The organism is Photobacterium sp. DA100 (assembly GCF_029223585.1).
Taxonomy (GTDB): Bacteria; Pseudomonadota; Gammaproteobacteria; order Enterobacterales; family Vibrionaceae; genus Photobacterium.
Genome location: NZ_CP119424.1, coordinates 1,409,182 through 1,430,076, shown reverse-complemented (window position 1 = coordinate 1,430,076; position 20,895 = coordinate 1,409,182). Strand labels below are relative to the sequence as shown.

Sequence of the window (20,895 nt, the reverse complement as noted above, 5' to 3'; positions counted from 1 at the left end):
ATTCATGACAGGCTGCTTGGGGGATGTCATGAGCGCTCCGCTTGGCTTTCGGAAAAAGCATTTTTTTGACTAAGCTGATAAATAAACCCTGCGAGCCAAAGCGAATGAAAAAAAAGCAGTTGCAAGTTGTGGTAACCGGAGGCCCCGGAGGCGGAAAAACCACTGCGTTGGATCTTTTCCGCAGAGAGCTGGGCCATAAGATAGCTGTTGTACCCGAGGCGGCGACGGTACTTTTCTCTGGCGGCATAACACGCTCAGAAGATGAGCAAGTGCTTAAATTGGTACAGAAAACGATTTTTCAACTGCAAAAGAATGTCGAGGAGATCCATAAAGCACAGTTTCCGGACAGGTTGCTGGTGTGTGATCGCGGCTCGCTTGATGGTTTGGCTTACTGGCCTGGTAGCGAAAGTGAATTTTTTAGCGAGGTAAATTCTACTTTTGAAGATGAAATCGCCCGCTACGATGCTGTGATCTTTTTTGAATCCGCCGGAGCCTCCGGACATGATATCAGTAGCAATAACCCGGTACGAAACGAGTCGTCTCAACAAGCTGCGCAATTAGATAAAAAACTTCAGAAAGTCTGGTCCAGGCATCCCCATTTCTACTTTGTTGGGAGCTCAGAGTCCTTTATTCGGAAGATCATGTTCGGGATCATGACGATAGAAAACGTGATAAATCAGTATCAGAGGGGGTAGTTATAACCGCTGTGTTATGGGGGGCTTACGGTATACCAGGGCCGCCCCTGCGACCCTTTGATAACAGTATTTGAATGGCTTAATAAGCCGCTACTACGGAAATAGCACCAATACCTTCATTTATAGATAAAATTTCTGGTGCCACTGATGCATTTTCTTGCGCCTTTTCAATGGTTTTATACTCGTGAAGCACCCCGTAATGATAATTACCAATGTTAAACGTAATGAGGTGATTATGCATAGCTAACTGCCCTGCGTGGGTATGTTTGTATGTCTCCTTCACCGCTAAGTCTTCAACGTTCTCTGCTTCCAGTATTTTGAGCAAATCATTAAGAGCGATTCCCTCCTCTTTGTCTCTGTACATACGCAGTCCGAGGCTGGACCAGTTCTCTGGTATCATTTCAATCCACATACTTTCCGCGATTTGGTTGCTTGAGCAGTCAATTTCGACTGCGCCACCTAAAAATTCAAACTTTTCGCAGTTGAAGGCATTTGTTTGCTTTATTTTGACTTGCTTTTTACATACTCCATTCTGTTCCAACTCCGAATTGGTTGTTTTCCCAAGTTCAACCCCTAACGGTAGCTCGAATAAAACACTTGAAGCTATAGCCTCAGAGTTTATCAATAACATTGCTATAGTGAAAAAATACGAAATAACCTTTTTCATGTTTACACCTACTTTGCATTTTTTAGGCCAAATTGTTAAGGCATACATATACCGGTCATCTAACTAAATCTTGCTTTCAAAAAAGCTATAATTGGCTTCGCACTATGTGTAGTTAATGGAAAAATGACGCCTTAAGTGTTTCCATGCCCCGTGTTCCGGTATTAGTAGTCTTTGGTTATCATTGTGTTTTGTGTGTTAATTTATTGTAATACAATGATTTTTTTTTGGCCTTGCCAATTCCACGGTTAATCCTTTTTTGAGGCGGTTGACAATTTAAAAACTACAATAAAATGGCAGGAAAACAGTGACAGGTATCAAATAACAACATCGATTGTTATAAACTGATCGCAGAGGTGGTAATTATTAAAGTCTGAAGTGACTCTTAACGCGGTTATCAATTTTAACTGACCTTGCTTTTATTCTGTGTAATCCTTTTTTGGCTTTATCTTGTTTTGTATTTAAAGCAATCAATAAGAGGAAATCATAAACCTGTTATCTATAATGTTTCATTATTTTTTCATGTTTTGGTAATGTTTGCTTACATTAATTTTATTATTTGCTTCTGTATTTTTTAGAGAATGAAACTGAGATAAAAATGTGCCTCAAAAACAGTTATTAGATCTGGGATAATAATAAAATTTTCTATCATGACTTTTCTCTGCGGGGCGTAAAACAGCACACTTGCTGGTTAGCATCGAGCTTTACTTGGCAAGATAATATCAACTGCTGCTTCAGTTTGTTGCGCGCCCGTAGCAGGCGTGATTTTACGGCAGGTAGGGTCAAACCTTGTTGGTTGGCATAGGCTTGTTGAGTCATCCCCTTGATGTCACAAGCTTTCAAAACGTGGCTATCTGGCTGCGGGAGCTCGGACAGGACTCGGTTTAGGCACTGGGTGAGGGTATCGACAACCGCTTGCGGGTCATTTTCTTGCTCAATATCCTGTTCTAATGGCAAGGGATGTTTTTTCCGTCTGTGGTCAATGAGCAAATTGTTTGCCACACGGTAGAGCCAAGCCCGGGGGTTGCTGATGTTGCAAAACGCATAGTCTTTGACCATTGCCCGAATGAATACCTCTTGTAGCAAATCATCGGTCAATTCGGCATCGTTCGTTTGGGTGGTTAGCCAGAGGGCGAGGGGCCGGGCATATTGCGCCCAGGCATCCATCAAGCAAGGCCGGGCGTTGTGGCTGTTTTGGCTCATCGTAATGCTCTGTTCCGCTTAGTGATTATTGACGAAACGAGTGTATCGTAATTGGATTGGCATTGTTGGCAACTCATGTTGCAGAAAAAGCACGTTTGAATTTTGTTTTAACCGAACGCCAGTGAGTTGTCGGTGTAGTTGGTGCCTTGTCGAGAAGGTGCTGGAAATCATCCTGGCTCGGGCAGATTTCACCGCCATGGGCGAGCAGCAGGGTGCAGGGTGATAATGCGACGATCTTATTGACTGATTGGCGGTAGCGATTGGGGTAGAAAACCGGGAAGGGAGGAATATAGCGTCCTTTCACTTTTACCATTAGATCGGCGACATAAACCTTGCCGGAGTTTTGGTGGTATAGCGATAAGTCCCGGTCGGTATGGCCTTGAGTTGATAGTGCCCGCCACTCGGGGAAGCCTGGCACCAGTTCTTGGTCGTCAAGCAGGTAATCTGGCTTTAGTTTGGCGTTATACCACAAATTACAGCGGGGCTTTTTCATTCGCTTGGCGACCCAACCTGCCAGCAGCAAGTCGGTCCAATGCATCAGTATGCCATCGATGCCCTGGTACCACTGGCCGGGGACATTGGCGGCGGCAATGCTGCATCCTGTCAATTTGCGAAGACGATGCGCCGCACCGGCGTGATCGGGATGCATGTGGGTGACAACAACCAGCTTGAGATCCCTGACTGGGCGTTTGAGGTGTTCGCGAATGAAGTCGAGTAAAATTGGAATATCAGCTCGGCAGCAGCCATCTAACAACAGCAAGCCATAACGGTATTCAACGAGATATATCGATTGGATGTAGCCATCTATCTGGTGCAGTTTCATCTGGATATCCCTATATGGATGAAAGGCAGTTCTATCTTTCCTCAATAAAAACATTATTTAACAACTCATCAGACCAATCAAGCAGGGAATCGCATGGAAGCTGAGATGAGAAGCATGAAGGAACGAGCGCGGTGAAATCGTTGAAGAAGAAAAAGGCCCAACGTGAAATATATGAGTGGTCAGCGAGAGTCACGTTGGGCAAGGATTTAAATTTCCCAATCACCTCCTAGGGCTTTGTTTAACCCGACGACCATATTGGCAGTCTGCAGCCGGGCTGCCACTACGCGGTCGCGCATTGCATGTTGCTGGCGCTGGGCATCCAGTACCGACAGGTAGTCGATAAGGCCTGCCTGGTAGAGTGATAGCGCTTTGCCTACGGCTTCCTCAGTTTCTGCTTCGGCCTCAAGCAACAAAGACTGATACTGCTGGCTGTTACCGTAGCCATTGAGCAAGGTCTCCACCTCCCCGATAGCGCTGTTGACCGCATGCTGGTATGTGAGTGCGCTGGCTTCAAAGCGTGACTCTTGAAGCTTGATCATGGCATCGGTACGGCCGCCGTCGAACAGGTTCCAGCTGACCCCGACACTGGCGAGCCACGTTGCTGAGTCGCTGTCGAACAGATCATCAAAATCCCCCGCAAGCACACCCGGTGTCCCGGTCAGGTAAAACTTCGGGTATTGATTGGCAACAGCCGCAGCTAACTCGGCATTTTGTGCGGCCATTTCCCGTTCTGCGATTCGGAGATCTGGCCTTCTGTGCAATAGATCTGAAGGCAGGCCTGTCGGGATTAATCCATTGAAGGAAGGTAATGGCGAGTTGACGGCAAGCCTTTCCTGCATATGACGAGGAGATTCACCGAGTAAAATAGCCAAACGTTGCTGGTGGGCATTTTCCGCGGTTTCCAACTGTGGGATCACCGCCCTGGTTGCTGCCAGCATTGCTTTGGCCCGGGCGACATCGAGCTGGGAGCCATAGCCACTGTGGTGAATTTTTTCGACTAATGCCAGCGTTTGTTGTTGATCCTTGACCAATTCAAGGGCGATTGCCTTACGCTCCTGGGCCCCACGAAACTGGAGGTAGTTGTGGAGTACATCGCTGGTGATCAGAGTTGTCAGTCCCTGGCGCATGATCTCTGCCTGCTCGGCACGAATGGAGGCCGCTTTTGCTTGGCTGTCGATTCGGCCGAATAAGTCCAGCTCCCAGGCGATGGTCATACCGGCATGAAAGGCGCTTTGATCACTGTCTATGATGGCCGTACCCAATGGGTTATTGGAAGATACAGCTGCACCGAGCAGTGGGTCGTTTTCACTGATGCCATACGAGGTATAGCCTGCACCAAGGCCGACGGTCGGCACTTTGAATGACTCGACGATCTGGTTGAAGGCTTGGGCGGATCTGATCCGCTCCGAAGCCACTTTCAGTGGGATATTTTGGTTTTGGGCATCACGAATGAGTTCATTCAATGTTGGGTCATTAAATTGGGACCACCAATGGGCGTTGGTCTGCTGTCCTGTGAGGCTTTGCCCGCTATTTACCCCCGAAACCGCTCGATTTAAGTAGGTGTCAGCGAGCGTACTGCGCGGTTGTTCGTAGTTTGGTGCCGAGGCACAACCGGTCAGGATCAGTGCGGCTGTCAATACAGTTAAATTAAGCTTTTTCATGAGTCAGCTCCTCATCATGCCCTGCGTTGTCGGTTGTGTGCTTTAAGTCAGCCCGGTAAAACAAACGGTATAGAGCCGGCATCACAAACAGAGAAAGTACGGTCGCTGCCGCCAAGCCGCCGATGATGGTGGCCGCCATCTGGTCAAACAAGCGGTCTGACAGCAACGGGATCATCCCCAGAGCAGTGGTTAGCGCACCCATTGAAATCGCCATGGTGCGGTTTAAAGTGGCTTCCTCGATGGCATCCTCCAGACCTTTTCCATTTTTTCTTTCCAGTTCGATCTGGTCCATCAGTACAATCCCGTTTTTGATGATCATCCCCGATAGGGCGATGGCGCCGATCAAGGCCATGAAGCCGAATGGTTTATCGGCAATCAACAGGAACCAGCTCGCTCCGGTGGCGGCAAGAGGCACGGTTGTTAGAATGATGACAGGCTGCTTGAAGCCGTTGAACAGGGCTACAAGGATGATCACCATGATAAGCAGTGCTTTAGGCAGTTGGTTGAAGGTATCTGTGATAGCCCTGTCTTCGTCGTAATATTCGCCCCCCCACTCAAATCGGTAGCCGTCAGGCAATTCGATAGCTTCAATATCCGCGGCGAGTTGCTTACGGACATCTGAGGCTGTCATACCGTCAACCGCGGCCTGAACGGTGATAGCGGGTACGCGGTTTCGCCGCCATATCATGCTTTCTTCATCCTTGAGTTCGAATTTATCGACAACTTGACCCAATGGAACAGAGTGCAATCCCATCAGCGATCGTACAGGTAGAGTCTCCAGCGAATTAATATCGGCATCGGCACTGCGGATGTTGATGGGGATTAACTCATCACCTTGGTGAAGGCGTGCCAGAGTTACGCCGTTAGTTGCCCGCTGAATAGCAAGGGCGATATCAGTACGGTTGATGCCTGCACGACGCGCTTGCTCCTGGTTAAGCTGCGGGACGATGACTTTGCTTTTCTGACGCCAGTCGTCACGGACATACTTGGTATTCGGATGGGCTCGCATTATGTCTTGGGCCTGTTTTGACAGTGCGTGCAGTACCTCGGGATCGGGACCGATAAACCTGGCCTCAATACTGAATTTGTCTTTGGTCGCGAGTTTCAGTGCCCGGAACCTAGGCTCGGCATGAGGAAACTGCTCTTCTAGCCATTGGTCACCTCGACGTTCCAGCGCCTCGATGCCGCTGTAGTCATGGGTATTGATCAGGATCTGACCATAGCTTGGGTCATATGGCTCTGGTTCAACGGTAACGGAGAACCTTGGTGCACTTGCGCCAACAAAAGTAGTGAAATCTTTGACTTCTGGTTGCTCACGCAGCCAGTCCTCAATACGAACCATATCGGCCGATGTTTGCTCTATCTGTGCACCATTCGGTAGCCAGTAATCGAGAAATACCATAGCGCGGTCTGAGGTTGGTATGAAGTTGACCGAAATATGAGGCACGACAAAGGCGGTAATACCAAGAAGCGGGATCAATACACTGAGGCCTTTGAGTGGGTGGCGGACCGTGTAGTGGACGGCTTTGCGGTACAGCGACGGCTTGTTTGCCTGCGGCTCTTTGCCTTGGGAGGCTGGTGTCTGCTTCGGCTTGAACCAGGCCCAACACATTAACGGGGTAATCGTCATGGCAATCAGCCACGATAGAAGCAGTGACGCGCACATGACCCAGAATACCGAACCGGCAAATTCAGCCGCGTCGGTTGTGGAAAACATCACCGGACTCGCCCCCATGACAGCAATAATGGTGGCTGCTAGGAGCGGAACGGCTGTTTCCTGGATGGTTTCTTTGGCCGCTTTTAGTCGGTCAATACCTTTGTTGATCTTGGAAATGATCATATCGGTGACAACAATGGCGTTATCAACCAGCATACCTAGCGCAAGAATAAAGGTGCCCAAAGATACGCGCTGTAGATCAATGGCCTCTATCTTCATGTAAACCAGGGTCAGCAAGATAGTCAGCATTAGGCTGCTACCGACTATCAGGGCGCTTTTCAGGCCCATGAATAACCACAGGATCACGACGACAATCAAGACACTCTCGATCAAGTTGGACACGAAGTTGTTGATCGACTTTTGTACTTCTTCCGGCTGGAAAGCGACGGTATTAATGTCGATACCCAGCGGCAGGGTCTGCTGATACTCGGCGATAACCTGATTGAGCTGATCACCCAGAGAGACCACATTGATGCCAGAGTTCGGGCTGACTGCCAGCGTGATTGCATCAATGCCGTTGAAGCGGCTTTCAGACAGAGCTGGCGTCTGGTAGCCCATAGAGACAGTGGCGATATCACCAAGGCGGATCAAGCCGGTTCCCAAGTCCCCCACACCGCCTTTGATCATCAGGTTCCTAATATCATCCAGGCTGGTAAATTCACTGCCTTGATCAACCCGAATACGTTCGATCCCAGCTTTGAACTGACCCGCATCATAGATCATGTTCTGGCTGGCCAACTGATTGATGACTTGCGCCGAAGAAAGGCCATAATCAGCCAAACGTTCATCGGGTAAGTCGATATTAACGACTTGGTTGCGTACCCCATGCAGCTCAATTTTCTTGATGCCTTCAACTGCTTTTAGGCGGCGCTGTAGCTCCTTGGCATAGAGACGCAGCTCGCTGGGCTCAATGCCTTCGCCGGTTATCGCAAACAACATGCCGTACACTTCCGAAAACTCATCCTGCACAATGCTGATTTGAGCCGTTGCCGGCAGCTCGAGCTTAACGTCGTTGATCTTGCGGCGGAGCAGGTCCCATTGCTGAGGCAGTTCCTTTGAGCTGGTGGACTCCTGGAGATCGACAAAGATCATCGAGCTGCCGGGACGAGACAGAGAGCGAAGTTTCCACAACGATTCCATCTCTTGTAATCGGGTCTCGATCTTGTCTGTGACTTGCGCCTCGACCTCCTGCGCGGAAGCGCCTGGGTAGAGGGTGACAACAACGGCGCTTTTGACCGTAAATGTGGGATCCTCAAGCTTACCCAGCTTGAAGTAAGAAGTAATACCAGCAATGACGCACAACACACTGAAGAAAACGATAAAGGTGCGCTGTCGAATTGCAAATTCTGCAAGATTCATCGTTGTCACCTATAGGGTTTTGGCGGTTGATTTGCCTGGTGCGGTTGAGGTTGGTGCTGAAGCAACAAAGACCTCTTTGCTCACGCGCTGCGGTTGAACCAACGCGGTGGTGAGAATTTTACCGACTGCTTGGCCCGGCTCGAGGTAATGGACGCCGGCGGTGATAATTTTATCGCCGGGAGCAAGGTTGCCGCTGACACAAGCTTGATTGGCCTGGAGTGATTCGATAGTGACGGATTTAGGCCGCGTTGTACCATTGTCGATAGTGAAAACCGAATGTAACTCGCCGCTTTGTCTAATGGCCGAGTAGGGAATGCAATACTGCCCTGCACCTTGTTCGAACGCCACCGTTAACTGAATAGCCTTGCCGGGAAGCGCTGCATCTTTCATTGTCAGTGCACTTTGATCCAGCTGGTAGGTGATCTGGTAGGTTTGCTTGATCGGATCCGGTAGCGTGTTAACCTCTTTGAGTGAGGCTTTGATTGCTTCATGGCTGCCGTACCACGAGACGGCTCCGGTTGGTTGGTCCTTGAATCGGCTAATTAGGCTCTCCGGTACATCGATAACAGCCTGTAGGTGGTTTGGCTGATGAAGCGTAAAGACGGGAAAGCCGGGGGCGGCTTGTTCGAATTGTTCGCTGAAGCGTTTGCCAACTACGCCATCAAAAGGAGCGGTGAGCTCGGTGTAGGCGAGGGCATCTTGGGCTTTTTGTAGGTTTTGCTCTACCACTTTGACCATGGCTTGGCTGCGGTTGTAGCCAGATTGTGCGCGATCAAGATTGACCTCGGCAATAGCATTATCGCGGGCGGCTTGCTTTACTCTTCTGAGTTCAATGGCGGCGAGTGCTTTTGCGGCTTTTGCTTCTTCCAGACGGGCCTCTAGCTCTAAAACAGCAACCTGGTAGTCGTGAGGATCAAGCCTTGCGATGACTTGTCCCTGTTTGACTCTTTCCCCTGTTTTAACCATTACCTCAGTGATGGTTCCCGGAACTTTGAAAGCGAGGTTGGCAGTATCTATAGCTTCCAATACGCCTGAGAACTGGCGGGTATTGAATTGATGCTGGCTACCCAGTTCGATGACCTGCACCGGACGGGGAGATTTTTCAGCGACTGCAGGTGTCGTATCACTGCAGCCACTAAGCACAAGTATGGCAATTGGAGCCATAGCATAGGAGCTTATTGTTTTCATAATTCATTCCACTCAAAAAAACAGTGTTATTTTAAGCTTTGAATCGGAAAGGATAATTAGGCTGCAATGCGAAACACTGTCACGATTTTCGTGACAATAAAACGAAGACTTGGGTTGATAATCACCAAACCTACCGCTATTTAGTCTTGAGTTTTGCGACAATCAAAAATTTTAGGCAAATGCTCCAGCAGGTGGTTGATAAGTGCTCGTGTTGCTTGGCTTACGCCCATTCTGTCTGGGTAGATCAGCCATACATCCTCTGACTGGGATTGGCAGTCAGGGAGGATTCTAATGAGTTCGCCTGACTCCATTGCATTGATTGCTAACAGCAGGGGAAGGAAACTGATCCCTTGTCCGGCAATCATCGAGCGGCGGATATAGCCGGTACTATTGCTGCTGAGTATAGGTTTGACTTTGAGGGTTGAGTCTGTAAAACGCCAAGTGTCTTCAATTCTACCGTCAGACCAGCGGTAGCAAATACAGCGGTGCTGAGCGAGATCATTGATGCTCTCTGGTGCTCCGTATTGTGTAATATAGTCGGGGCTAGCGAGAAGGAAACGATTGATAGAAGTGATGTGTCTCGCAACCAGACTTGAATCTTGGAGTGGGCCGACATGGAAACTTAAATCAAGTCCTTGTTCATACAGATCCCGGTAGCCATTGGTGCTGAAGCGAACATCTAGCTCGATATCGGGATACTGTAGCTGAAACTGATTGAGGATAGGCTGAAGTAGCTCATCACTGTCTGGCAGCGCCCCGATTTTCACCTTTCCTGCTGGTTTGCTATCTAGCTGATACATCGCCTCTTGCGCTTTCTCGATTCCCTGAACCACTTGCAATAGCTCATGGTAGAGCACTTCACCGTGTTGTGTCAGACGAAGTTTGCGTGTGGTTCTGAAGAATAGCTGTGCATTGAGGTGCTTTTCTAATTCGCCAATTCGGCGGCTGACATTGGCGCGGGGGAGGTCGAGCGCATTGGCTGCCGCAGAGAAGCTGCCCAGCTCAACAACGGTGGTAAACAGTTTTAGATCATCCAGGCGCATAAAAGTCGCTTATCAACATTAATCATTGTCTTTACAGTGTAAATGCCAGTTCCATGCACGGAAATGATATGCATCATAAAAAATATCAAGCTGATACATTCAATGATGTCCTACTTTATTAAATTTATTCAATAAATAATAATTGTTGTCCTTGTTGAGTAATGGCGGATAAATACTTCCATGGCATTAAACTGCCCTCACAAAAGCGTGATCTAAGCCTGTATGTTTATTTGCATCAAGTGTCATAGTTTTAAAAATAATAATTGAAACACCGTTTCACAGATCACATTTCAGATCGCTTCTTGTTTTATTTTGTTTTTATTTTTGTATATTGAAATGGAATTCATCATAAAACAAAACGGTATTTCAAAAAATGAAACTGAAACTGTTATCTCTATCCCTAATTGCTGTTTTATCTTCTACGTCGGCTTTTGCGACAACGATTAACCTTAGACATGAATATATGCCAGACCGAGACGGTGATAAACATAGAGATCGCATCAGTGTCTCTCACCGGTTTGACAATGGTATTGGTGTATCTGTCGAAGCAAAGTGGCGTCATGACGACGATGAATTCGTCCGTAAAATGAAAAGTGGCGGCCATGAAGTTGGTGTAAGTTATGCCTATAAAATTAATAACAATTTTACTCTTCAACCTGCTTATGCTGCTGACGTATCGAGCACGAAGACTGTTCATAAATTCGATATCCGCGGGATCACTAAAATCACCGATGATTGGGGGGCGTCACTGCGCTATCGTTACGGTTGGGACCGCCCGGTCTCTGGGGATGATTCTGGCTACCATCAGCTTAACCTCGTAACAGATTATAAACTGTCTTGGGGTAAAGTCGGTGTAGATCTTGAATATAAAGACTTAGAGTCAGGAAAAGGTGGCTGGAAAGATAAAGACCGCGATCACCTAATTAATTTCTTCGGAGAATATTCATTGCTATCAAGCGGATGGATTCCATTTGTAGAAGTCGGTGCTTTAACATTTGATAAAGACGGTGATGGCTATAAAGATGATTACGCAATTCGTTACCGCTTTGGTATGAAGTACAATTTTTAATTAGGTGCTTAAAATGAAAAAGACAACATTATCTTTATTATTCGGTACTTTATTTGCTCCTTCTATCTATGCGGCTGATATTAATGTTGATGAGCTGACTTGGAAAGCAATTACCTTCGGCCAGTCGACAGATATGAATTTTGGTTCGACGATCCTGCCTGAAAAAGTCGGGGTTAACCAGGTAACTGCCGATGGCAAGAAGGTTCAGCCAGGTCAAGTCCAGCCGGAGTTTACCATCGAAAGCCGCGGCGGTAAGTTGGCAAACTCACATGAGGGTTTGACGTTTTACTATACCGAGCTGCCAACGGACTTGAATTTTACACTAAGTGCTGACGTTGTGCTGGAGCAGCTTGGACCTGAAACGGGCGCGACACCAAACCGTCAGGAAGGTGCCGGTCTGATGGTACGAGATATCTTAGGTGCCGAGCGTCTGGTTCCTCAGCCGGAAGGCCATGAGGAGTTTCCCTCTTCGTCCAATATGGTCATGAACCTGCTTCGGTCTCATACCCGTACCAATGACGGTATGACCAATGTTAACGCCTCTTACCGGGAAGGTGTGTATCAGCCGTGGGGAACGGCCGGAAACCGATTGAGTCGTGTCGATTATGTTGATGGCGTCACTTATGGCGAGTCAGAAAGCTATCGCATGACATTGACTCGAACTGATGAAGGGTTCACGGTCAGCTACCAATATGGTGATGAAGTCATTACCCAGGAAGTGAAAGGTGCGAATGCGAACATTGTAGAAGTGCAGAACCCTGACTCGCAATATGTTGGTTTTTTTGCCTCTCGCAATGCGAAAATGCGAGTTAGCAATGTGAACTTGGATGTTTCAGAAGCCGATACGCAGGATGCCCCGCTGTATGAAGCCAAGCAAGTAAACCTTATCGTGCAGGAGGCCTCTTCACCGCGCTCCCTCGTTAAGGCATACCCTGTGCAGGCTCGGGCGAACTATACCGGAGCCTTTGAACTTAAGCACAACGGCAAGGTTGTTACTAAGCAGTTGGTTGCCGCCGGTGAGCTTTTCCACCACCTCATAGATCTTGATGAGACGGAAAATGCCGTGGACGTGGTATTTACGGCGGTAGAAGGACCAGAGCAAGAGCCTCAGTCGCTTTCGTATAACGTGGAGTTTACCCCAGCCGCAAACGCCATGGAGCTATATGCTGCCCCTAATGGCAGTTCTGAAGGGGGTGGTTCTGCTGACCACCCTTACGATTTGGCAACGGCGATGGCTGTGTTACCGGCTGGCGGCACTATCTTGCTCAAAGATGGTGACTATCAAGGTATCACCGTACCGGTTACGGCCAGTGGTACTGCGGAGCAGCCGAAAACGCTTCGCGCGATGGGTGAGAAAGTACGCTTTGTCTCTGAGTTCCATCATGATGCCAACTATTGGCATTATCAGAATATCGAGGTGGCGCACGCTCAGTTCATTGTTCACGGAAGTCACAATACGTTCGAGAAAATGGTGACCCACAGTGCACCTGATACCGGCTTCCAGATTACCTCTCCGGAAAATATCGGCCGAGCACTATGGGCTAGCCATAATACGGTGATAGATAGCGAAAGCTATAACAATATGGATCCTTCTCAAATCAATGCCGACGGCTTTGCCGCGAAGATGCGGGTCGGGGATGGAAACACTTTCATCCGCTGTATTTCCCATCACAATATTGATGATGGCTGGGATCTCTTCAACAAGGTTGAAGACGGTGCAAACGGCGCGGTGACCATCATTGACTCAATCGCTTTTAATAACGGCCGTACGTTAGAGGTTGATAATAAAGGCGGCACTATCGGTAATGGTTTCAAGCTGGGTGGTGAAGGCATCCCTGTTCCTCACGTGGTGAAAAACAGCCTATCGTTCAACAACAATATGGATGGGTTTACTGATAACTTCAACCCAGGAGCTTTGGTGCTGAGCGACAATGTTGCCATCGACAATAAGCGCTTTAACTACTTGTTCCGTCAGAGCCCATATTCAGGTGATGTTGAACAAGGCACCTTTACCAACAACGCCTCTTTCCGCTTTCATGTTACAAGTAAATATGATGATGTCATAAATAGCGCCCATGCTTCTGGCAACTTCTTAATTCTTGGTAACAAGACATTGTCTGAAGAGGGCAAAGAAAAAGAGAAGCAGTTTGTTACACCGCTAAAACAGGCGTCTGTGATTGACTTGCAGCAGGCGATCCCTGGTAAGCAGGAAGCGCTGAAGTTGAAAGAGCTTTTGCAGTAATTGATTGAATAAAAAAGCTCTTCGGAGCTTTTTTATTTTTATCCCGTACAGGAAACAACGCGTTAGGCTTTCCCTTTTATGAGTACCTTGTCTAAATTGGATTTAGAGGTTTAATTATGGAATACGATTACATCGTCATCGCGGGCTATTTTGCATTAATGATTGCTATCAGCCTGTTATTTAAAAAGATGGCAAGCAACAGTACCAGTGACTACTTCCGCGGGGGCGGCAAGATGCTGTGGTGGATGGTGGGGGCCACTGCCTTCATGACCCAGTTCTCGGCTTGGACTTTTACCGGGGCGGCAGGTAAAGCCTTTAATGACGGCTTTGCGGTATTGGCTGTTTTTATCGGTAATATGGTTGCTTATGTATTTGCCTATTACTATTTTGCCCGACGCTTCCGCCAGATGCGTGTTGATACGCCAACGGAAGGGGTCCGGCGCCGTTTCGGCAACACCAACGAGCAATTCTTTACCTGGGTGATTATTCCCCTCAGTGTGATCAACGCAGGGGTCTGGCTAAATGGCCTCGGCGTTTTTGCTTCGGCAGTTTTTAATGCGGATATTGTCACGACAATTTGGGTAACGGGGCTTGCTGTACTGGCTATTTCCCTGCTCAGTGGCGCCTGGGGGGTAGTTGCCTCCGACTTTATCCAAACCTTGGTTGTTGCCGTGATCTCTATCGCTTGTGCCGCCGTCGCGCTTTATGTGGTCGGTGGCCCTGGCGAGATTATTGAGAACTTCCCTGGCGGTTTCGTCATGGGGCCGGACATGAATTACCCGCTGCTGTTGGTATGTACTTTCATTTTCTTCATCGTGAAGCAGCTGCAAAGTATTAACAACATGCAGGAGTCATATCGCTTTTTGAATGCCAAAGATTCTAAGAATGCTAGCAAGGCCGCAGTGATGGCGTTGGCGATGATGATCTTTGGTGCGATTATCTGGTTTATCCCGCCTTGGGCATCGGCGATCCTTTATCCGGATGCGGCAACGCAGTACTCGGAACTGGGGGCAAAGGCAAGTGATGCGGTATATCTGGTATTTGCTCGCGAAACCATGCCACTCGGTACCGTCGGTTTATTGATGGCGGGTTTGTTTGCGGCGACCATGTCCTCAATGGACTCCGCCCTAAATAGAAACTCAGGTATTTTTGTCCGCAGCTTTTACTCGAATGTTGTCCGTAAGGGGCAGGCGTCAGACCGAGAACTGCTAAGGGCGGGTCAGGTTGCCTGCCTGGTCAATGGTATCTTGGTCATCATGATGGCCCAGTTCTTCAACTCGCTGAAACACCTAAGCCTGTTCGATCTAATGATGCAGGTGGCGACATTGCTGCAGTCTCCAATTCTGGTACCGTTATTCCTCGGCATCATTATCCGTAAAACCCCTAAGTGGGCGCCTTGGGCAACGGTTGTCTTCGGGATGCTGGTCTCTTGGTCGGTTGTTAAGATCTTCACCCCGGATTATGTGGCAAGTTGGTTTGGCATTGAAGAGATCACCCGTCGCGAGGCCGGTGAGCTTCGGACCATGATCACTATTGCTGCGCACCTGTTCTTTACGGCCGGTTTCTTCTGCCTATCGACCCTGTTTTATAAAGAAGAGCAGGATATCCATAAAGTAACAACGCTCGAGTTCTTCAACGATGTGGACACCCCGTGTGTCGCTGAAGAAGGGCAAGACATTGTAGACCGTATGCAACGGGCAAAACTTGGCAAGCTAGTAATATATATGGCTTCCGGCTTAACGTTGATGGTTCTTATCCCTAACCCGCTTTGGGGGCGGATGTTGTTCTTGGCCTGTGCGGCCGCGGTGTTTGCTGTTGGTTTTGGTTTGAAGAAAAGCGCCCGGTTAGAGGAAGAAAAAGTGACGGCACCTAGCCCGCAGTGATGTTATTGCTGATAGCGTGCTATCAACAGAGCGAATAGCTCAATCAACTTACCGGTATATTGTTGCTGTTTACCGGTATCCGCAAGAGAAAAGCCGCCTTTTTAGGCGGCTTTGTTTTATCAACGTATTTGCGCGGGGTAACAGGGGTAACCCTGTGGGGGTAATTAGGCCAACGAGCTGGCGAGAGACCACATGTAGCTGCCGAAGATTATCAGGAGCACGCCACCGCCGGCCCTGCTGACCTCGTAACTGTATGCCGTGGCGCCAGCATAACGCTGGCGGGCCAGCGCCGCCAAAAACATCATTCCGACAACGGCGGTGAGCAGTGCCATGGCTGGCAAGTCACGGCTTAGTATTTGCTCCGGCAGTTGCAAGCCATTACCCAAAAGAGCAGGGAAGGCTATGACGCCCAACAGGTTGAAGATGTTGGAGCCGATGACAGTGGCAAAGGCGATGTCATGCATGCCTCTTCTCACGCCCGCCAGGGCTGCGGCCAGTTCAGGCAGGCTGGTGCCAAAGGCAATAACTGTCAGGCCAATTGTTAGCTCGCTAATTCCAGCAATGACGGCCAGCTCAACCGCCCCCCACACCATCAGCTTGGACGACGCGAGCAAGACCACGAGCATGATGAGGGTTTCAGCAGCCGCACGTGGTTTCGAAATATTGAGAAAATCCAACTCTTCGGGCTCTGAATGGCCGTGCTTTACGGACTGGGCCAGATAGAAGCAATAAGCCACGAGCCCAACAATCAGAATAAGGCCGTCGCGTATTGTTAACTGTCCGTTTACCATCAGTAAACCCGACATCGTCATCGCAATGGTCAGAATAGGGAACTCACGGCGGATAAAGCGCGGATGGACAGTTAGTGGCTTGAATAGAATGCAGATTGATAGCACCAGGCCAATATTGATGATGTTCGAGCCTAGCCCGTTTCCAATTGAAAGCTCGCCAGCACCATTGATGGCCGCGGTAGCCGAGACTAACAGTTCCGGGGCTGAGGTCCCAAAGGCAACCACCGTCATGCCGATAAAGACTATTGAGACATTACTGAGCTTGGCAAGCGTTGCGGAGGAGGCGATAAGTCTATCGGCACTGAGGGACAACAAGACAAATCCAAGAGCCAAGGCAACAAGAGCGACGAGAAAAGCGTTCATTGAGTATTCTATGGGCGAGGGCTAATCAAAACACGAACAATCCCACACCTGGCCCTCGCAGTTGGTGCGTGATTGTCCGAGTCTCGCTGGGCTACCAAAAATATATCGGTAGCTGGATATGCCATGGCATGTGGCCAAATATGTTGACATAACCTTTTGCCCCGCGGGCAAAATAGCTACTCCCTCAAACTGGGGCGTATTATACGCGGCGGATGGGCTCAAGCTAGGGATGTATGGGGAGAGAAATGTAAGATTTAGTAACAGCTGCAGCGGGGGCAGGCCGTACGCTTAGCCTGCACCCGTCTGCCTAGTTAATGCTGGCTGTGGTCCATTTTTTCTTCTTTCATGCCTTCAGGTACATAAGTCGCTTCCTCAACCGTGACCTCAAGGTCAATCGTCCCGGCGTGTTTGAAGGTGAGGGTCAAAGGAAACTTCTCGCCAAGCTTAGGCACTTCGTTGAGCTTAAAAAACATAATGTGGTAGCCACCTGGCTTCAGAGCCTGTGAACCATGGGCGGGAATATCAATTTTCTCAACCTCGCGCATTTTCATCATACCGTTTTCGTGGAGATGGGCATGCAGCTCGGTTTTGCCTGCGATGGGAGACGTCGCGCTGAGCAGTTCATCGCCCTTGTCACTGTGGCTGACCACATTGAAAAACGCCGCGGCGACTTGCGAAGTTGGTGGAACTTGTTTTGACCAAGGGTGCTCAATGTGTAGCTCGCCGACCTTGTAGTCATGCGCATTAACCGTGCTAGTAAGTGCGAAGAGGCTTCCTAATAGAATGCTTTTTATTGTTTTCATTACGTTCTCCGGGTGGCGTGATGCCACGAAAATGTAGATAGCTGATTGTTAGAAATGAAAAAGTGAGACAAATGGTAATGGTGGAGAATGCTTGGGAGCCAGGAGGAATAGCCGTTGAGAGGTAGGGGTATACAGCGATAGATAATCGCCAAGGTAGCCGATAAATTGGAGTTGACGGACAAGCTTGTAGTCCCCTTCTAGCTGCTGGGGATTGTTATCATACAGCTTGAAGACCGGACAGTGGGTATTGAAACGTGGATGCTCATCATCGTGGTGATGATCGCTTTGCTCAAGAGACTGTACAGACACCCAGCGTAAGCCGGCAGAAGTACAAACAAGGACTTTTTCGCCGGTTAACCAGCCTTTTTCCTTAACAAACAAACGAGGATTGAGAACGGCTACGGAAGAGAGCAGGGACGAGGTCAGGAGTGCAGTAACTGCCAGCAAGCATATCAACTTTCTGCTGTTTATGAATGGTTTACATGGCGGGAAAGTGAACGGCATGAATATGTGCACTGGCTAGACAATGATCGGATAGTAACAAGCAACTGCGAGGATGTAACTTTACTTGTTAATGTTTTGTAGTGCTTTTGAGATCAAGCTAGCAACTTTGTGTCGGTCGGAGGTACGTTATGTATTTGATGTCGACTTTCCTCGAAGCCGCCTCATGATGGCTTTTTCGGCTTCCACAAGTACGAAGACACTTGAGGCGATGATGATGATCCTTGGCCATGCCATAACCTCAATAGCACTAGTGCCGAAAAGTACCTGCATGACTGGCAGGTAGGTAAAAGTAAGCTGGAAAAGGCATAAAAGCGCGATGGCCAGCAAGACATAGTAATTGCCCACAATGGCCTGGCGGCTGAAAATGGGCTCAAGGATATAGCGCGAATTAAACAGGTAGAAAATCTCGAACATGACGAGGGTGTTCACCGCGATGGTGCGTGCGCGTTCAATGCTGGGGTTATGCCCCAGTTCCCACTGGAATAGCCCAAGTGTACCGCCCATTATGATCACCGACACAAAACCTATCCGCCAAATCAGGTGGTTGTTTAACAGGGGATGGTTCGTCGGACGGGGAGGACGCTGCATGATCCCTTTTTCTTTGGGCTCAAAAGCAAGTGATAGCGCCAGTGTAACGGCCGTTATCATATTCACCCAAAGGATCTGGACTGGGGTGAGGGGTAACTGCTGGAAGCCCAGCAAGACGGCAGTAAGTATGATCAGGGCTTCTCCGCCATTGGTTGGCAATATAAACAGAATGGCTTTTTGCAAGTTGTCATACACCGCGCGTCCCTCTTCGACAGCTGCCGTGATGGTGGCGAAGTTGTCATCGGCCAATACCATCTCGGACGCTTCTTTCGCCGCTTCGGTACCGTTTTGTCCCATTGCCGTACCAATATCGGAGCGCTTCAGGGCTGGGGCGTCATTAACGCCATCGCCTGTCATGGCCACGATGTGGTTATGCTGCTGCAACGTATTGATGAGGCGCATTTTGTGCTCTGGGTTAACTCGGGCATAAATGTCAATGCGATCAGCAAGCTCAAACAGTGCTTCTTCACTGAGTTTGTCCATCTGTTGGCCTGTCAGGGCTTCGTCGGTGTTGATAATGCCCAGTTGCAATGCGATAGCCCGCGCCGTCAGGGCGTGATCGCCGGTGATCATTTTTACTCGAATGCCAGCCTCCTTGCACGCCTGAACGGCTTCGATGGCTTCTTCTCGCGGGGGGTCGATAAGGCCAAATAGACCCAGCATGCTAAATTGTTTGCCGATATCATCAAAATGCAGTTCAACCTGATCATAACGCGTTGGGCTGTAAGCGATGGCCAACAGTCGTTGGCCGTCATGGGCTTGTTGTTCGATCATGCCTAACCAGTAGTCAGGTTGAATGTGGGTCGGTCCTGCATCGGTCATTTGCTGGTGGCACATTTCTATGATTTGCTCCGGTGCCCCTTTGAGGAAAATAAAGGCCTGTCCTTCATGGCTGTGGTGCAGCGTCGCCATAAACCGATGCTCTGATTCAAAGGGGATCAAGTCGGTGCGGGGATAATTGCGGTTTTCATTTTCAGCATCAAGACCGAGTTTAGCGCCTGCCACAAGCAGTGCTCCTTCCATAGGATCTCCATGGATCTGCCATTCCTGCCCTTTGTGACTCAGGGTTGAGTCATTACATAGCACCGCGGCACGGATTGCTTGGGTGATGGGCGAGTCCGGGGCGGGGAGAATTTCCTGTCCGCTGAGCATCAGAAAGCCATGTGGGTTATAACCGGTGCCGCTCAGAGTGTATTGGTTGTCAGCGGTGACTATGGTGCGGACGGTCATTTCATTGCGGGTGAGCGTACCGGTTTTGTCGGTGCAGATCACCGTGACCGAGCCCAGGGTTTCAACGGCTGGAAGTCGGCGGATCACGGCTTGGCGCCGGGCCATTCTCTCGACCCCGATCGCCAGTGTGATGGTCATGATGGCTGGCAGTCCTTCGGGGATCGCCGCGACGGCCAGACTGACCGCAGCAAGAAACATGTTGGTGCTAGGGTAGTCACGGATCAAGACTCCAAATGAAAAAGTGGCCGTTGCCAAGATCAGGATCAGTGCTGTTAGCCAGCGGCCGAAGCTAGCTACCTGCTTAAGCAAAGGGGTATCTGTCGGTGCCACTTTCGAGACCAGTTCACTGATTTGCCCTAATTCAGTATTAATGCCCGTTGCCACAACGATACCGGTGCCCAGGCCATGGGTGACCAGTGTGCCGGAGTAGGCCATGGAGCTGCGACAGGCTAGTTCGGTTTGGCATACGACCGGATCACTTTGCTTATCAACGGCAACAGACTCGCCGGTCAAAATGGCCTCGGATACCTGCAACCCTTTAGCGCGGCATAGCCTTAAATCGGCCGGGATCCGATCGCCGGGCTGAAGTAGTACAACATCGCCAATAACCAGGTTTTCGACGGCAATGGTTTGTTGACGACCGCCTCGGATGACCTCGGCATTGGGTGATAGCATGCTGCGGATGGCCTTCAGCGCCTCCTCTGCCCGACCTTCCTGTATGAAGCCAATAATGGCATTGATCAGCACGACCCCGGCAATGACGCCGGTATCGAGCCAATGGCCAAGAAGCCCGGTTATCACCATGACAACGAGCAAGACATAGATGAGTAGGTTGTTGAACTGGCTAATAAAGCGGGTGATAAATGAACGCTTTTGTGGGTCTGGTAACTTATTGGGGCCCTGCTGGTGCAGACGCTGTTTGGCTTCTTCGGCGCTCAGGCCCTCCGGCCGACTGTCCACAGCCTTGAAGGTTTGCTGTACAGAGCAATGGTGCCAAGGGGTCGGGGGCTCGTACATGGCAACATATCCAGCGGCCTAAAATCGTCGTTTATTGATTATTAGGCAAACT

The 20,895-nt window shown here is 49.3% G+C and carries 15 protein-coding genes; 4 read left to right on the top strand and 11 right to left on the bottom strand.

Annotated features, from left to right (window positions below; genetic code table 11):
- The first annotated feature begins 104 nt into the window (after positions 1 to 104).
- Entirely contained in the window at positions 105 to 695 is a 591-nt protein-coding gene (locus PTW35_RS24210) for an AAA family ATPase (RefSeq protein WP_044621845.1), read from the top strand.
- A gap of 79 nt (positions 696 to 774) precedes the next feature.
- On the opposite strand, the gene PTW35_RS24205 is transcribed toward PTW35_RS24210, so the two are convergent.
- The 7 genes from PTW35_RS24205 to PTW35_RS24175 all read right to left on the bottom strand — a co-directional run bounded on the left by PTW35_RS24205 (position 775) and on the right by PTW35_RS24175 (position 10,353).
- Positions 775 to 1,362, bottom strand: a complete 588-nt coding sequence (locus PTW35_RS24205) for a hypothetical protein (RefSeq protein WP_281027811.1) — start codon at positions 1,360 to 1,362, stop codon at positions 775 to 777.
- A 645-nt stretch (positions 1,363 to 2,007) separates the two neighbouring features.
- Positions 2,008 to 2,562, bottom strand: a complete 555-nt coding sequence (locus PTW35_RS24200; RefSeq protein ID WP_281027810.1) for a sigma-70 family RNA polymerase sigma factor — start codon at positions 2,560 to 2,562, stop codon at positions 2,008 to 2,010.
- 73 nt (positions 2,563 to 2,635) lie between these two features.
- On the bottom strand, positions 2,636 to 3,385 hold the full coding sequence (locus PTW35_RS24195; RefSeq protein ID WP_281027809.1) for an MBL fold metallo-hydrolase: 750 nt from the start codon (positions 3,383 to 3,385) through the stop codon (positions 2,636 to 2,638).
- 206 nt (positions 3,386 to 3,591) lie between these two features.
- A complete protein-coding gene (locus PTW35_RS24190; RefSeq protein WP_281027808.1) occupies positions 3,592 to 5,046 on the bottom strand; it encodes an efflux transporter outer membrane subunit in 1,455 nt (484 codons plus the stop codon).
- Positions 5,033 to 8,122 (bottom strand): efflux RND transporter permease subunit, encoded by a 3,090-nt coding sequence (locus PTW35_RS24185; RefSeq protein WP_281027807.1) that lies wholly within the window; start codon positions 8,120 to 8,122, stop codon positions 5,033 to 5,035. Before PTW35_RS24185 ends, PTW35_RS24190 begins: the two co-directional genes overlap by 14 nt.
- A gap of 9 nt (positions 8,123 to 8,131) precedes the next feature.
- Positions 8,132 to 9,310: an efflux RND transporter periplasmic adaptor subunit gene (locus PTW35_RS24180; RefSeq protein ID WP_281027806.1), complete on the bottom strand. Its 1,179-nt coding sequence runs from the start codon at positions 9,308 to 9,310 to the stop codon at positions 8,132 to 8,134.
- Between the two features lie 140 nt (positions 9,311 to 9,450).
- Entirely contained in the window at positions 9,451 to 10,353 is a 903-nt protein-coding gene (locus tag PTW35_RS24175) for a LysR family transcriptional regulator (RefSeq protein WP_281027805.1), read from the bottom strand.
- A 373-nt stretch (positions 10,354 to 10,726) separates the two neighbouring features.
- On the opposite strand from PTW35_RS24175, the gene PTW35_RS24170 reads away from it, so the two are divergent.
- From PTW35_RS24170 to PTW35_RS24160, 3 genes are all read left to right on the top strand, one after another.
- The gene (locus PTW35_RS24170; RefSeq protein WP_281027804.1) at positions 10,727 to 11,422 is read left to right on the top strand and encodes an oligogalacturonate-specific porin KdgM family protein; all 696 of its coding nucleotides are present in this window, start codon (positions 10,727 to 10,729) and stop codon (positions 11,420 to 11,422) included.
- A 13-nt stretch (positions 11,423 to 11,435) separates the two neighbouring features.
- Complete coding sequence (locus PTW35_RS24165; RefSeq protein ID WP_281027803.1) at positions 11,436 to 13,664, top strand: exopolygalacturonate lyase; 2,229 nt, start codon at positions 11,436 to 11,438, stop codon at positions 13,662 to 13,664.
- A gap of 116 nt (positions 13,665 to 13,780) precedes the next feature.
- Complete coding sequence (locus PTW35_RS24160) at positions 13,781 to 15,547, top strand: sodium:solute symporter family protein (protein ID WP_281027802.1); 1,767 nt, start codon at positions 13,781 to 13,783, stop codon at positions 15,545 to 15,547.
- Positions 15,548 to 15,711: 164 nt separating this feature from the next.
- Here the strand turns inward: PTW35_RS24160 and PTW35_RS24155 are convergent, their stop codons facing one another.
- The 4 genes from PTW35_RS24155 to PTW35_RS24140 all read right to left on the bottom strand — a co-directional run bounded on the left by PTW35_RS24155 (position 15,712) and on the right by PTW35_RS24140 (position 20,843).
- Complete coding sequence (locus PTW35_RS24155; RefSeq protein WP_281027801.1) at positions 15,712 to 16,701, bottom strand: calcium/sodium antiporter; 990 nt, start codon at positions 16,699 to 16,701, stop codon at positions 15,712 to 15,714.
- 311 nt (positions 16,702 to 17,012) lie between these two features.
- Entirely contained in the window at positions 17,013 to 17,504 is a 492-nt protein-coding gene (locus PTW35_RS24150) for a copper chaperone PCu(A)C (RefSeq protein WP_281027800.1), read from the bottom strand.
- A gap of 48 nt (positions 17,505 to 17,552) precedes the next feature.
- A complete protein-coding gene (locus tag PTW35_RS24145) occupies positions 17,553 to 17,951 on the bottom strand; it encodes a hypothetical protein (RefSeq protein WP_281027799.1) in 399 nt (132 codons plus the stop codon).
- A gap of 183 nt (positions 17,952 to 18,134) precedes the next feature.
- A complete protein-coding gene (locus PTW35_RS24140; RefSeq protein WP_281027798.1) occupies positions 18,135 to 20,843 on the bottom strand; it encodes a cation-transporting P-type ATPase in 2,709 nt (902 codons plus the stop codon).
- Positions 20,844 to 20,895 lie beyond the last annotated feature (52 nt).

Coding starts and splice junctions, on each gene's coding strand:
- PTW35_RS24190 (WP_281027808.1), bottom strand. CDS start 5,046: ATGAAAAAGCTTAATTTAACTGTATTGACAGCCGCACTGATCCTGACC.
- PTW35_RS24210 (WP_044621845.1), top strand. CDS start 105: ATGAAAAAAAAGCAGTTGCAAGTTGTGGTAACCGGAGGCCCCGGAGGC.
- PTW35_RS24200 (WP_281027810.1), bottom strand. CDS start 2,562: ATGAGCCAAAACAGCCACAACGCCCGGCCTTGCTTGATGGATGCCTGG.
- PTW35_RS24150 (WP_281027800.1), bottom strand. CDS start 17,504: ATGAAAACAATAAAAAGCATTCTATTAGGAAGCCTCTTCGCACTTACT.
- PTW35_RS24140 (WP_281027798.1), bottom strand. CDS start 20,843: ATGTACGAGCCCCCGACCCCTTGGCACCATTGCTCTGTACAGCAAACC.
- PTW35_RS24195 (WP_281027809.1), bottom strand. CDS start 3,385: ATGAAACTGCACCAGATAGATGGCTACATCCAATCGATATATCTCGTT.
- PTW35_RS24170 (WP_281027804.1), top strand. CDS start 10,727: ATGAAACTGAAACTGTTATCTCTATCCCTAATTGCTGTTTTATCTTCT.
- PTW35_RS24180 (WP_281027806.1), bottom strand. CDS start 9,310: ATGAAAACAATAAGCTCCTATGCTATGGCTCCAATTGCCATACTTGTG.
- PTW35_RS24175 (WP_281027805.1), bottom strand. CDS start 10,353: ATGCGCCTGGATGATCTAAAACTGTTTACCACCGTTGTTGAGCTGGGC.
- PTW35_RS24185 (WP_281027807.1), bottom strand. CDS start 8,122: ATGAATCTTGCAGAATTTGCAATTCGACAGCGCACCTTTATCGTTTTC.
- PTW35_RS24160 (WP_281027802.1), top strand. CDS start 13,781: ATGGAATACGATTACATCGTCATCGCGGGCTATTTTGCATTAATGATT.
- PTW35_RS24155 (WP_281027801.1), bottom strand. CDS start 16,701: ATGAACGCTTTTCTCGTCGCTCTTGTTGCCTTGGCTCTTGGATTTGTC.
- PTW35_RS24165 (WP_281027803.1), top strand. CDS start 11,436: ATGAAAAAGACAACATTATCTTTATTATTCGGTACTTTATTTGCTCCT.
- PTW35_RS24205 (WP_281027811.1), bottom strand. CDS start 1,362: ATGAAAAAGGTTATTTCGTATTTTTTCACTATAGCAATGTTATTGATA.